17 protein-coding genes are annotated in these 13058 nt (G+C 63.5%); all 17 read right to left on the minus strand.

What is annotated here, in order from left to right:
• Nucleotides 1-1557 carry an NADH-quinone oxidoreductase subunit M gene (locus tag ACFC2Y_RS02640; RefSeq protein WP_375173503.1) on the minus strand — a complete coding sequence of 519 codons (1557 nt, stop codon included), beginning with the start codon at nt 1555-1557 and terminating at the stop codon, nt 1-3.
• On the minus strand, nt 1557-3632 hold the full coding sequence (gene nuoL / locus ACFC2Y_RS02645; RefSeq protein ID WP_375173504.1) for an NADH-quinone oxidoreductase subunit L: 2076 nt from the start codon (nt 3630-3632) through the stop codon (nt 1557-1559). The genes ACFC2Y_RS02640 and nuoL overlap by 1 nt, the downstream gene beginning before the upstream one ends.
• Before the next feature lie 5 nt (nt 3633-3637).
• On the minus strand, nt 3638-3943 hold the full coding sequence (nuoK, locus tag ACFC2Y_RS02650; RefSeq protein WP_093447570.1) for an NADH-quinone oxidoreductase subunit NuoK: 306 nt from the start codon (nt 3941-3943) through the stop codon (nt 3638-3640).
• A gap of 11 nt (nt 3944-3954) precedes the next feature.
• The gene (locus ACFC2Y_RS02655; protein WP_375173505.1) at nt 3955-4080 is read right to left on the minus strand and encodes a hypothetical protein; all 126 of its coding nucleotides are present in this window, start codon (nt 4078-4080) and stop codon (nt 3955-3957) included.
• Entirely contained in the window at nt 4080-4685 is a 606-nt protein-coding gene (locus tag ACFC2Y_RS02660; protein ID WP_375173506.1) for an NADH-quinone oxidoreductase subunit J, read from the minus strand. The genes ACFC2Y_RS02655 and ACFC2Y_RS02660 overlap by 1 nt, the downstream gene beginning before the upstream one ends.
• Nucleotides 4682-5104, minus strand: coding sequence for a carboxymuconolactone decarboxylase family protein (locus ACFC2Y_RS02665; protein ID WP_375173507.1), 423 nt, complete (start codon nt 5102-5104; stop codon nt 4682-4684). Before ACFC2Y_RS02665 ends, ACFC2Y_RS02660 begins: the two co-directional genes overlap by 4 nt.
• 36 nt (nt 5105-5140) lie before the next feature.
• Nucleotides 5141-5635 (minus strand): NADH-quinone oxidoreductase subunit NuoI, encoded by a 495-nt coding sequence (gene nuoI, locus ACFC2Y_RS02670; RefSeq protein WP_375173508.1) that lies wholly within the window; start codon nt 5633-5635, stop codon nt 5141-5143.
• A gap of 7 nt (nt 5636-5642) precedes the next feature.
• On the minus strand, nt 5643-6677 hold the full coding sequence (gene nuoH / locus ACFC2Y_RS02675) for an NADH-quinone oxidoreductase subunit NuoH (RefSeq protein WP_375173509.1): 1035 nt from the start codon (nt 6675-6677) through the stop codon (nt 5643-5645).
• 6 nt (nt 6678-6683) lie between these two features.
• Entirely contained in the window at nt 6684-7085 is a 402-nt protein-coding gene (locus tag ACFC2Y_RS02680; RefSeq protein WP_375173744.1) for a hypothetical protein, read from the minus strand.
• The gene (nuoG, locus tag ACFC2Y_RS02685; RefSeq protein ID WP_375173510.1) at nt 7085-9103 is read right to left on the minus strand and encodes an NADH-quinone oxidoreductase subunit NuoG; all 2019 of its coding nucleotides are present in this window, start codon (nt 9101-9103) and stop codon (nt 7085-7087) included. Before nuoG ends, ACFC2Y_RS02680 begins: the two co-directional genes overlap by 1 nt.
• Nucleotides 9104-9211: 108 nt before the next feature.
• Nucleotides 9212-9604 (minus strand): DUF5333 domain-containing protein, encoded by a 393-nt coding sequence (locus ACFC2Y_RS02690; RefSeq protein ID WP_375173511.1) that lies wholly within the window; start codon nt 9602-9604, stop codon nt 9212-9214.
• 127 nt (nt 9605-9731) lie between these two features.
• Complete coding sequence (locus tag ACFC2Y_RS02695) at nt 9732-10232, minus strand: DUF3291 domain-containing protein (RefSeq protein ID WP_375173512.1); 501 nt, start codon at nt 10230-10232, stop codon at nt 9732-9734.
• Nucleotides 10223-10576 carry a hypothetical protein gene (locus tag ACFC2Y_RS02700; protein WP_375173513.1) on the minus strand — a complete coding sequence of 118 codons (354 nt, stop codon included), beginning with the start codon at nt 10574-10576 and terminating at the stop codon, nt 10223-10225. Before ACFC2Y_RS02700 ends, ACFC2Y_RS02695 begins: the two co-directional genes overlap by 10 nt.
• The gene (locus ACFC2Y_RS02705) at nt 10573-11061 is read right to left on the minus strand and encodes a DUF3291 domain-containing protein (protein WP_375173514.1); all 489 of its coding nucleotides are present in this window, start codon (nt 11059-11061) and stop codon (nt 10573-10575) included. The genes ACFC2Y_RS02700 and ACFC2Y_RS02705 overlap by 4 nt, the downstream gene beginning before the upstream one ends.
• Entirely contained in the window at nt 11058-11528 is a 471-nt protein-coding gene (locus ACFC2Y_RS02710; protein WP_375186395.1) for a hypothetical protein, read from the minus strand. Before ACFC2Y_RS02710 ends, ACFC2Y_RS02705 begins: the two co-directional genes overlap by 4 nt.
• Nucleotides 11529-11530: 2 nt before the next feature.
• On the minus strand, nt 11531-12817 hold the full coding sequence (nuoF, locus tag ACFC2Y_RS02715; RefSeq protein ID WP_375173516.1) for an NADH-quinone oxidoreductase subunit NuoF: 1287 nt from the start codon (nt 12815-12817) through the stop codon (nt 11531-11533).
• Nucleotides 12818-12829: 12 nt separating this feature from the next.
• A complete protein-coding gene (locus ACFC2Y_RS02720) occupies nt 12830-13057 on the minus strand; it encodes a DUF5337 domain-containing protein (protein WP_375173517.1) in 228 nt (75 codons plus the stop codon).
• Nucleotide 13058 lies beyond the last annotated feature (1 nt).

The following is a 13058-nucleotide window of genomic DNA, read 5'->3' on the forward strand; positions in this document are numbered from 1 at the left end:
TTAGTGCGAGCCGGCGTCGGCGTGCATCGCGTCGCCCAGCCGGTCGGCATTGGCAAGCGCGGTTTCATGGTTTTCGATCAGCGCCGTCACCGACGGGCCGATCACATCGGTCACGAGGCTCGGGTAGACGCCAAGCAGCAGGGTCATGGCGACGAGCGGGGCAAATATCCACTTTTCGCGCGCGGTCATGTCGGTGATCGACTTCAGGCTCTCCTTGATCAGGTCGCCCATGACGACCCGGCGGTAGAGATAAAGCGCATAGCCCGCCGAGAGGATCACGCCGGAGGTGGCCACGGCCGCGACCCAGGTGTTGACCTGGAAGATGCCCATGAGGGTCAGGAATTCCCCGATGAACCCGCTGGTCCCCGGCAGGCCGACATTGGCCATGGTGAAGAGCATGAAGATCAGCGCATAGGCGGGCATCTTGTTGACAAGGCCGCCGTAGGCGTCGATCTCGCGCGTGTGCATCCGGTCATAGATCACCCCGACGCAGAGGAAGAGCGCGCCGGAGATGAAGCCGTGCGACAGCATCTGGAAGATCGCGCCGTCGATCCCCTGCTGGTTGGCCGCGAAGATGCCCATGGTGACATATCCCATGTGCGCGACGGACGAATAGGCGATCAGCTTCTTCATGTCTTCCTGCACCAGCGCGACGAGCGAGGTGTAGACGATGGCGATGGCGGACATCCACAGCACCAGCGGTGTCAGGATGTCGGACCCCACGGGGAACATCGGCAGGGAGAAGCGCAGGAAGCCATAGCCGCCCATCTTCAACAGGATCGCCGCCAGCACGACCGAGCCCGCGGTCGGCGCCTGCACGTGCGCATCCGGCAGCCAGGTGTGCACCGGCCACATCGGCATCTTCACCGCGAAGGAGGCGAAGAAGGCCAGGAAGAGCAGCGTCTGCATCCCGCCGACGATCTGGATGCCCAGGACGGAGAGGGTCGAGGAGCCGAACTCATGCGCCATCAACGTCGGGATGTCGGTAGTGCCCGCGTCGGCATACATGGCGACCATGGCCACCAGCATCAGGACCGAGCCGAGGAAGGTGTAGAGGAAGAACTTGAACGAGGCGTAGATCCGGTTCGCCCCGCCCCAGATGCCGATGATCAGGAACATCGGGATCAGCCCGGCCTCGAAGAAGAGGTAGAAGAGCACGAGGTCCAGCGCCATGAAGACGCCCAGCATCAGCGTTTCCAGCAGCAGGAAGGCGATCATGTATTCCTTCACCCGCGTCTCCACACCCCAGGAGGCGGCGATGGTCAGCGGCATCATGAAGGTGGTCAGCAAGACGAAGAGGACCGAAATCCCGTCGACGCCCATCTTGTACTTCAGGCCCATCAGCCAATCGCGTTCCTCGACGAACTGGAAGCCGGTGTTCGACGGGTCGAAGCCGAAGAGGATGAAGAGCGAGACGAGGAAGGTGATCACCGTGGCAATCAGCGCGACCCATTTGGCGTTGCGCTGGCCCGCCGCGTCCTCGCCGCGCAGGAAGACCGCGAGGATCAGCGCGGCGATGGCCGGGAGGAAGGTGACGATCGAGAGAAGGTTGCTCATTATTCCGCCCCTCCGGTCATCGTCACCCAGGTCACGAGGACCGCGATGCCGATCACCATGGCAAATGCGTAGGTGAAGATGTAGCCCGACTGCGCCTTGCCTGCGAGGCGGGTGAAGAAGGGGATGATCCCCATTGCGAGGCCATTGATGCCGCCGTCGATCGTGGCTTCGTCGCCCTTCTTCCAGAGGTTCTTGCCGATCCAGAAGGCGGGCTTGACGATGATCACGTTGTAGATCTCGTCAAAGTACCACTTGTTCAGCAGGAACAGGTACAGCGGACGGTTGGTTTCGGCCACACGCGCGGGCATCGCCGGGTTCCAGATGTAGAACCAGAGCGCTGTCAGCAGGCCGATCACCATGGCGACGAAGGGGCTGAGTTTCACCCAGGTCGGCACATAGTGCGCTTCGTGCAGGATCGTGTTCTCGGGCGCGATGAAGATCGCGGCCTCCCCCGGTCCGCTTTCCATGACGTAGTGCAGTTCGGATGCCTTGGGGCTGCGTTCGGCAACCGCTTCGACCAGTTCCTGGGTAGGTTCACCGTATTTGCCGCCGAAGAATTTCACGACCTCGTTGGTCTTGCCGAAGAAGCTGCCGTACCAGATGGCCCCCGCAAAGACAGCACCAAGGGCAAGAACGCCGAGGGGGATCAGCATGACCTTCGGGCTTTCGTGCGCATGGTCGTGGGTGTGTTTGTCGCCGCGCGGCTCGCCATAGAAGGTGAGGAAGATGAGCCGCCAGGAGTAGAAGGAGGTGAAGAGCGCCGCGATCACCAGCATCCAGAAGGCATAGCCGCCCGCCGTGCCCGCAAAGGCGCTTTCGATCACCGCGTCCTTGGACGCGAAGCCTGCGAAACCGATCCAGCCCGTCAGCGGAATGCCGACACCGGTGATGGCCAGGGTGCCGATCATCATCGCCCAGAAGGTGTAGGGCAGCTTTTTGCGCAGACCGCCGTAGTTCCGCATGTCCTGCTCGTGGTGCATGCCGTGGATCACGGAACCCGCGCCGAGGAAGAGCATCGCCTTGAAGAAGGCGTGGGTGAAAAGGTGGAACATCGCGACGGAGTAGACGCCGACGCCCGCCGCGACGAACATGTAGCCCAGCTGCGAACAGGTCGAATAGGCGATCACGCGCTTGATGTCGTTCTGCACCAGGCCGACGGTGGCGGCGAAGAAGGCCGTGGTCGCGCCAAGGAAGGTGATGAAGGCCGTCGCGTTCGGGGCAAACTCCATCAGCGGCGACATGCGGCAGACGAGGAAGACGCCCGCCGTCACCATGGTTGCGGCGTGAATCAGGGCCGACACGGGCGTCGGGCCTTCCATCGCGTCCGGCAGCCAGGTGTGCAGGATCAACTGGGCCGATTTGCCCATGGCCCCGATGAAGAGCAGCAGCGCCAGTACCTCGGCCGCGTTCCAGTCGCGCCAGAGGAAGGTCATCTGCGTCTCTGCCAGCGTGGGCGCCATGGCAAAGATATCGTCCAGCATGATGCTGTCGGTCAGGTAGAACAGGCCGAAGATACCGAGCGCAAAGCCGAAGTCGCCGACACGGTTGACCACGAAGGCCTTGATGGCGGCGGCGTTGGCCGAGGGCTTGCGGTAGTAGAAACCGATCAGCAGGTAGGAGGCGACGCCGACGCCTTCCCAGCCAAAGAACATCTGGACCAGGTTGTCGGCGGTCACCAACATCAGCATGGCGAAGGTGAAGAACGACAGATAGGCGAAGAAGCGCGCCTTGTAGCTCTCCTCGCCCTCCTTGAAGTTGTCGTCATGCGCCATGTAGCCGAAGCTGTAGAGGTGCACGAGCGCGGAGACGGTGGTGACGACGATCAGCATGATTGAGGTCAGCCGGTCCAGCCGGATGCCCCAGGAGGTGGAGAGCGTGCCGCTTTCGATCCAGCGCAGGATCTCGATGTGCTGGGTTTCCGAACCGTGGGTCAGAAAGACGATCCAGCTGAGCAGGCAGGACAGGAACAAAAGGCCCGTCGTCACCCATTGGGCGCCGCGGATCGTGATGATCCGCCAGCCGAAACCCGCGATGAGGGCGCCGATGATCGGTGCGAAGAGGATGGTCTGTAGCATCGGGCTCAGCCTTTCATCACGTTGACGTCTTCGACCGCGATCGTGCCGCGGTTGCGGAAGAAGCAGACGAGGATGGCGAGGCCGATGGCGGCCTCGGCGGCGGCGACCGTCAGCACGAACAGGGTAAAGACCTGTCCGGCGAGATCACCGAGGAAGGAGGAGAAGGCCACCAGGTTGATGTTCACCGCCAGCAGCATCAACTCGATGCTCATCAACAGGATGATGATGTTCTTGCGGTTCAGGAACAGCCCGAAGATGCCGATGACGAATAGCGCGGCGGCCACCGTCAGGTAATGTTCGATACCAATCATTCCCAGTCCCCTCAGACCTTCGTGTTTCTTCTTTTCCAGAGCCGGTGTGCGGCCCAGACGAGAGCGACCTTCGCCGCCCATATCATGGCGACACCGCCGTAGCCGACCTTGGCCACGACAAGCGCCGCGAATTCCATCAGAGCCCCTGCCCGGGCTTGACGTCCTTCAGCTCCATCGCCTTGGCCGGATCACGCCACATCTGGTGCAGCACGTTCTGGCGCTTGACGTCGCTGCGGTGGCGCAGGGTCAGGACGATGGCGCCGATCATGGCGACCAGCAGGATCAGGCCGGCCAGTTGGAACAGCAGGAAGTACTGGTCGTAGATCAGCAGACCCAAGCCTTGCGTGTTCTCTCCGGCGGGCATGACGGCCAAGCGGTTGGCTTCGGCGGAGGCGGACGCCTCCCAGGACCCATATGCGAGGCCGAACTGCATCAGCAGGATCACCCCGATCAGCAGGGCCAGCGGCATATATTTCGCCATCTCCGCCTTGAGCGCGGCAAAGTCGACATCCAGCATCATGACGACGAAGAGGAAGAGCACCGCGACCGCGCCGACGTAGACGATGATCAGCAGCATCGCGACGAATTCCGCCCCGAGCAGGATGAAGAGCCCGGCCGAGGACAGGAAGGCCAGGATCAGCCAGAGCACCGAATGCACCGGGTTGCGGCTCATCACGGTGAAGAGGCCGCCGACCAGCGTCGACAATGCGAACAGGTAAAAGGCCAGTGTTGTGACGGTCATTCCTCGTCCTCTTCCTTGTTCCCCGCCTCGTGATCCTTGATCACGTCATTGGCGATTTCGCCCGCCTTGGTCATGGCGGGCAGTCCGGCGAACATCGACATCTGGGCGATGCATTCACCGATTTCCTGTTTCGTCGCGCCCAGCTCCAGCAGATGGCGGACGGTCATGCGGATCTGCGCCTCGGCCTGGGCGCCCTGCATGGTCAGCCCGGCCAGCGTCAGATAAAGCCGCGTCTTGGCATCCAGACCGCCGGTGTTGAACGTGTTGCCAAAGGCCATTTCCATCCATTCCTTGGGCATGGTCGGCCAGAGGCTGTCAAAGCCCTTGGGCGTGAAGGTTTCCAGCGCGGGGTTCATGGATTTCACCATCTCCTGCGCCTGCGCCATCATCAGCTCGAACGGAGTCTTGGCGTCAGACATGCGCGCCTCCGATCGTGATATGCCCTTGGGGTGTGGTCATCGGTACGGCGCGTCGATTTCGAGGTTGCGGGCGATTTCGGCTTCCCAACGGTCGCCGTTGGCCAGCAGTTTGGCCTTGTCGTAGAACAGCTCTTCGCGCGTTTCGGTCGCGAATTCGAAGTTCGGCCCCTCGACGATGGCATCGACCGGGCAGGCCTCCTGACAGAAGCCGCAGTAGATGCACTTGGTCATGTCGATGTCGTAGCGCGTGGTCCGGCGGGAGCCGTCCTCGCGCGGTTCGGCGTCGATGGTGATCGCCTGGGCCGGGCAGATCGCCTCGCAGAGTTTGCAGGCGATGCAGCGTTCCTCGCCGTTCGGATAGCGGCGCAGGGCGTGTTCACCGCGGAAACGCGGCGAGAGCGGGCCCTTTTCATGCGGATAGTTCAGCGTGGCCTTGGGTTTGAAGAAGTACTTCAGCCCCATCTTGAAGCCCTGCCAGACATCCATCAGCAGGAAGTATTTTGCAGCGCGGGTGTAGTCGATCTGGGTCATGTCAACCTCACATCATCCAGCGGGCGTACGCGCCGCCGAAAAGTTCAAATTTTGCGAAGAAGGCGACGAGCACGACCCACACGAGGCTGAGCGGCAGGAACACCTTCCAGCCGATCCGCATCAACTGGTCGTAGCGGTAGCGCGGGACCACGGCCTTTGTCAGCGCGAAGATGAAGAAGACAAAGCAGAGCTTCAGCACGAACCACAGCACGCCGTCGGGCAGACCCGGGATCGGCGAGAGCCAGCCGCCCAGGAACATCAGCGTAACCAGCGCGCACATCAGCACGATCGCCACGTATTCCCCGATCATGAAGAGCAGGAAGGGCGTCGAGGAGTATTCCACCTGGTAGCCCGCGACGAGTTCCGATTCCGCCTCCGGCAGGTCGAAGGGTGGGCGGTTGGTTTCCGCCATGGCCGAGATGATGAAGAGGAACAGCATCGGGAAGTGCGGCAGCCAGTACCAGGAGAAGATGCCGTAGCGGCCATCCTGTGCGGCGACGATGTCACCGAAGTTCATCGAGCCGGTGGAGATGATGACGCCGATGATGATCAGGCCGAGAGAGACCTCATAGGAGATCATCTGCGCGGCGGAGCGCAGCGAGCCGAGGAAGGGGTATTTGGAGTTGGAAGCCCAGCCCCCCATGATCACGCCATAGACCTCCAGCGAGGAGACGGCGAAGACATAGAGGATGGCGACATTGATGTCCGACAAGACCCAGCCATCGTTGAAGGGGATCACAGCCCAAGCGATCATCGCCATGACGAGGCTAACCATCGGGGCGAGGAAGAAGACGAACTTGTCCGCGCCCGCGGGGACCACGATTTCCTTGGTGATGTACTTGCCGAAGTCCGCGAAGGACTGGAGCAGACCAAAGACGCCGACGACGTTCGGGCCCTTGCGCAGCTGCACCGCCGCCCAGATCTTGCGGTCGGCATAGAGGAGGAAGGCGAGCGCCACCAGCAGCGGCACCACCACCAGAAGCACCTGACCGACCGTCAGGAGGAGGATGCCGAAGGGGTGAGTTGTAAAGAAGTCAGCCATTGGTCCTCACACCGTGGGTATTCCGTTGTTTCTGCAATTTTCGACCGTCACTTCCGCGTCGATCGTCCGCAGCCCGGCGGGTATCGCCGGCGAGATGGTATAAATCGCATCTGCCTGCCAGAGGCCAGAGACTTCGGCAGTTTTTGTGCGCAGATGTCGGGCAAAACCGAAGCCGCGGATCAGCGTGTACTGAGCCGCCGCGCATTCCGCGTAATCGGCCACGTCCTGACCGTCGCGGGCCCCGCGCATCTTGACGTGGAAGGCCACCAGATCGTTGTCCAGCAGCCGGGTCTCGATCCCCTCATAACTCGCCCCCTCGGGCGCCAGCGCACGGGGGGCCGCGCGGGACACCTCCTGCGCGGTGCAGGCGGCGGTTAGGCCGACCGCAGTTATGAGGGCAAAGCGGATCACTCCGCCGCGACCTTGGGGTTGGCGCGGGAGGCAGCGTTCGCCGACAGTTCCGCCATGACCTGGGATGCGCGGGCGATCGGGTTGGTCAGGTAGTGATCCTTGACCGCGCCCACGAAGGTCGCGTCGCCCAGTTTGGCCGTGGCGAGAGGGGTCCAGTCGTTTTCCGGCACCTGGTCGATCTGCTTGAGATGCGGCACGGCCTCGATCAGTGTCTTGCGCAGTTGCGCCAGGCTGTCATAGGGCAGCGCCTCGCCGACTTCGGCGCTGAGCGCGCGGAGGATGGCCCAGTTTTCCTTGGCCTCGCCCGGGGCGAACCCGGCGCGCAGGGCAAGTTGCGGGCGGCCTTCGGTGTTGACGAAGAGGCCGTTTTCCTCGGTATAGGCGGCCCCCGGCAGGATCACGTCGGCGCGGTGTGCACCACGGTCGCCGTGAGAGCCCTGGTAGATGACAAAGGCGCCCTCGCCGATCTCCACCTCGTCCGCGCCGAGGTTGTAGATCACCTCTGCCCCGTCGATGGCGGCCTTGAGGCCCCCTTCGGTCACCGCACCCACATCCATCGCCCCCACGCGGGAGGCGGCGGTGTGCAGGATCAGCAGCTTGCCGTTGGTCTTCTCCACCACGTCCATGGCGGCGGCCAGCACGGCCTCGCCATCGGCTTCGCGCAGGGCGCCCTGCCCCAGGATCACGACGGAGGGCTGGTCCTTGATCTCGGTGAATTCGTGTTTGGTCAGATCATCCAGCGCTTTGCGGTCGGTGCCCATGTGGACGTAATCGTAGGTCAGGTCGACGTTTTCGCCGATCAGCCCGACATTGGCACCGGCGATCCAGGCCTTGCGGATCCGGGCGTTCAGCACCGGCGCCTCGGCGCGCGGGTTGGTGCCGATCAGCTGGATGAATTTCGCGCTCTCGATATCCTCGATCGTCGCCGTGCCGACATAGGCGGACCGGTTTCCGGCGGGCAGTTTCGCGCCATCGGTGCGGCATTCTACGGTGCCGCCCAGCCCTTCGACCATCTGTTTCAACGCAAAGGCCGCTTCGACGGGGGCGAGATCGCCGATCAACCCGGTGACCTTCTTGCCCTTCATCGCCTCGGCCGCCTTGGTCAGCGCCTCGGGCCAAGTGGCGGGGCGCAGCTTGCCGTTTTCGCGGATGTAGGGCTTGTCGAGACGCTGACGGCGCAACCCGTCCCAGACGAAGCGGGTCTTGTCGGAAATCCATTCCTCGTTCACGCCGTCATGGTTGCGCGGCAGGATGCGCATGACTTCGCGGCCCTTGGTGTCGACCCGAATGTTCGAGCCGAGCGCATCCATCACGTCGATGGTTTCGGTCTTGGTCAGTTCCCAGGGACGGGCGGTGAATGCATAGGGCTTCGACACGAGCGCCCCGACGGGGCAGAGGTCGATGATGTTGCCCTGCAATTCGCTGTCGAGCGTCTGGTTGAGGTACGATGTGATCTCCGCATCCTCGCCACGACCCGTCTGGCCCATCTGCATGATGCCCGCGACCTCCGAGGTGAAGCGGACGCAGCGGGTGCAGGAGATGCAGCGCGTCATATGCGTTTCGACCAGCGGGCCGAGGTCCAGATCGTCCGACGCCCGCTTGGGTTCGCGATAGCGTGAGAAGTCGACGCCATAGGCCATCGCTTGGTCCTGCAGGTCGCATTCGCCGCCCTGATCGCAGATCGGGCAGTCGAGCGGGTGGTTGATGAGCAGGAACTCCATCACCCCCTCGCGGGCCTTCTTCACCATGGGCGAGTTGGTCTTGATCACCGGCGGCGCGCCTTCCGGCCCGGGGCGCAGGTCCTTGACCTGCATCGCGCAGGAGGCGGCGGGTTTCGGCGGGCCGCCGACCACTTCGACCAGACACATGCGGCAGTTGCCCGCGATCGACAGACGCTCGTGATAGCAGAAGCGCGGCACCTCGACCCCGGCCTGCTCGCAAGCCTGGATCAGGGTCAGGGCGGGATCGACCTCGACCTCTTGGTCGTCGATGATGATCTTGCGCAGGTCAGACATGGTCTCTCACTTTGCTCTCGTCTGCCGGATCGGGTCCGGCTGTTCTTCGGTGCCCCGGCATGGTTGCCGGGGCGGTTGTTCGGTCGCGAGGCCTGCGCCCCGCAGGGATCATTTCAGGAATGATCCGATCTGGCTGCCCTGGGCCATCTCCATCTCGCCCAGCTTGCAGAGGTCCTGGGGATCCAGCGGATCCAGGCCCTTGTCGCGGACGTAGGCTTCGCCCTTGGCCCGGATGCGGGCCTTTTCGATATCGCTTTTGCGATAGGCGTCGATCTCGGCCTTGCTGTAGCCCATGTCCTGGGCCTTTTCGGACAGCCGCATGAGGAAGCCCAGCCCTTTCAGGGTCCGCGGCTTGATCGAGGCGCATTTGTCGCTGATCTCGATCGCCATGGCGACGGAGAACATGGAATTGTCGATCTCCGGCACTTCGCGCAGCGGCGCCTTGGCCAAGGCGGCAGAGGTGGTCAGGGCCAGAAGTATGGCGGATGTGGTCAGGCGCATGTCGGTCTCCCTTCGGTGCAGCGCAGGGCGGCGAAACGGGCCGCCCCATCTGCTGCGCAGATGGGGCCTCGGGGGCGTGTTATGCAATAACGAGCCGCGCAAGGGGTTGATATGGTGGCAAAACGCTTCATTCCGCGGCCACCCGGCAATTGTGGTCCTGCCACAAGCCCTGATCGCGCAGCCAGGACCAGGTGAAGGCCTCGTCGCTGGCCCCTTCGGCCTCGAGCCGGGCGAGGCGCGCCAGACCTTCTTCCAGGGTCGGTTCATGGCCCTCGGGCACCCACCACATGACGAAATGCATGCCGCCCAGAACCTCGAACCATTCCGCCCGGCGTTCGTAGAACTGCCGGTGCAGGGTGTTCCAGACGAAATGCTCCAGGCTGTCGAGGTCTTCCCAGACGGTCAGATTGGCGACGAACTGCGGATCGCCGTCGATCTTGGCCTCGGTATTGCCCGTGCCCGGTTCGCCCGAGCCCTCCATCATCCAGACAAAACCCGGCATACGCTTGCCCAGCCCGTTGATGCGGTCGAGGTTCTCCATGAACTCGGCCACGCGCGGGTCATCGGTCGGGGCGATCAAACGCCCGACGTTCAGCTCTGCCAGGTGATATCCGGCCTTTACCGCCATCCGTCGCAGGTTCCTTTCAGGACAAGGTCGCCATTGACGAGGGGCAGTTCCGCATCCTCGACCTCCGGAGAGACCTCCCAGACCATGTCGGACGTGCCGAACCCTTTCACGCAGTGTTCGCTGGCCTTGGTAATCGCGGCGGTGCGCGCACCGACGAGGGATTTACCGGCGTCGTTAACCGTCACCACGAACTGCCGCCGGTCGTCCTTGTCGGAGTCCAGCTTCACGCGGAAGTACTGGCCGTCGAAGAGCTGACGGTTGCCCCAGGGGTTTCCCTTGCCCCCCCGATTACAGGCGGTGAGCGCCGTAACGGCGACGAGAGAGAGGATGAAAACGCGCCTCATGCTGCTTCTCCGCATTGATGCGCGACCCAATCGGTCGCCTCATGTTGGATGTGGGTCCAGCCAAAGGCATGCTCGCCCGGGCCGTGGGTTTTCAGGTGGTCCAGCCGCTGGACGGCCTCTTCGATCGACGGTCGATGGTCGGCTGCGACCCGCCACATGACGACACGCGGTCCCTGCCCCGGCGCGAACCATTCCTCGCGCCGTGCATAGAAGGCGCGGTGGAGTGTGTTCCAGACGAAATGGCCCAGGCTATCCGCATCGCGCCAGACCGACAGGGTGCTGGCGGTGCGGGGGTTGCCGCCCAATGCGCCTTGCGGGTCGTTCTGGGCCGCGTCCATCTGCTCCTCGTCCAGCATCCAGATGAATCCCGGCGCGCGCTGCGCGATGGCATTCACCCGGTCGAGGTTCTCGGCGAAATCCGCGATACGGGGATCATCCCAGTCGTGGCGCAGAACACCGAGGTTGAAGGCGGCCAGATGGGTCATTTGCACACCCCCAGCAACACCCACGCCCCGCCGGTCAGATAGCCGGTGCCGTAGTAGGCGGTGGATTCCGTGCGCGCCGTGGTCCGCGCGATGGCGGCGGCCTTGGCCGGTGTCCAGCCCGGGCGATCCGCGCAGCCCGCAGAGGCCGCGGCCCTGGCGTTTTCGTGGTCGGCACGGGTCATTGGCTGCCCGTCGAGGCGGCTGATCCGCAGGCCGGGCACACCACCGTCCGGAATCGTGAAGGGGGCGGAGACACCGGGACCGTAGACCCAGGCATCGGCCGCCGTGCCGGGGGGCGAGGCGAGCGGCAGGAAGGCGACGCGATAGTTGCCCTCCGCGATATTTACCTCGGTTTCGCCGGACACACGGTTCTGCCAGTTCTCGCGCATGGTCTGCGCGGAACAGCCCGCCAGCACCATCGCAACGAGAGCCGTGACCGGCGTGAGCCGGGATATGAAGCGTCGCAAGCTCACTCCGCCGCGACCGCCGGGCGCTTGTGCTTGATCCGGTCCTCGATCACGTCGCGGAAGTTGCGGATCAGGCCCTGGATCGGCCAGGCGGCCGCGTCGCCGAGGGCGCAGATGGTGTGTCCTTCGACCTGTTTGGTCACGTCCCAGAGCATGTCGACCTCTTCGGGGCTGGCATCGCCGTTCACCAGACGCTCCATCACACGCATCATCCAACCGGTGCCTTCGCGGCAGGGCGTGCACTGGCCGCAGCTTTCGTGCTTGTAGAACTTGGCCAGCCGCCAGATCGCCTTGATGATGTCGGTCTGCTTGTCCATCACGATCACCGCTGCGGTGCCCAGGCCGGAGCCCAACTCGCCGCGCAGGTAGTCGAAGTCCATGATGGCGTCTTTCATCTTCTCGCCACGCACGCAGGGCACGGAAGAGCCGCCGGGGATCACCGCGAGCAGGTTGTCCCAGCCACCGCGGATGCCGCCGCAATGCTTGTCGATCAGTTCCTCGAAGGTGATCGACATGGCCTCCTCGACGACGCAGGGGTTGTTCACGTGGCCGGAGATCGCAAACAGCTTGGTTCCCGCGTTGTTCTCGCGCCCGAAACCCGCGAACCAGTCGGCACCGCGACGCAGGATGGTCGGCGCGACGGCGATGGATTCGACGTTGTTCACCGTGGTCGGGCAGCCATAGAGACCCGCGCCGGCCGGGAACGGCGGCTTCATCCGGGGCATGCCCTTCTTGCCTTCAAGGCTTTCCAGCAGCGCGGTTTCCTCGCCGCAGATATAGGCCCCTGCCCCGTGGTGGAGGTAAAGGTCGAAATCCCAGCCGGACTTGGCGGCGTTCTTGCCCAGAAGGCCCGCGTCATAGCATTCGTCGATCGCGGCCTGCAGGGCCTCGCGCTCGCGGATGTATTCGCCGCGGATGTAGATGTAGCAGGCGTGCGCGTTCATCGCGAAGGAGGCGATCAGGCAGCCCTCGATCAGCGTATGCGGATCGTGGCGCATGATCTCCCGGTCTTTGCAGGTGCCGGGCTCGGACTCATCCGCGTTGACGACCAGATAGGCCGGGCGACCGTCGCTTTCCTTCGGCATGAAGGACCACTTGAGACCGGTCGGGAAGCCCGCGCCGCCACGACCGCGCAGACCCGAGGCCTTCATCGTGTCGATGATCCAGTCGCGGCCCTTCTTGATGATGTCGGCTGTGCCGTCCCAATGCCCACGGGACTGCGCGCCTTTCAGCGTGCGGTCATGCATCCCGTAGATATTGGTAAAGATGCGGTCCTGATCCTTGAGCATGCTCAACCCTTCTCAATCCTGGCCTTTGCCATCCTGACGCGCGCGCCAGATTTGTAGAATGACCACCAGCGCCCAGACAAAAGCCGCGATGGCGATAAAATCGATGAGGAAGGCAAAGCGCAGCGGCATCTCCAGTTCGGCGCGCAGGAACTGCCCGCCGATCCAGAACACCATGGCGCCCGCGATGACAAGGGCGACGACCCTGCCCTTTTTCGCTATCGCTTCATCCCTATCGGTCATT

Origin of the sequence: Pseudooceanicola sp., assembly GCF_041987405.1 — a bacterium.
Taxonomy (GTDB): Bacteria; Pseudomonadota; Alphaproteobacteria; order Rhodobacterales; family Rhodobacteraceae; genus Pseudooceanicola.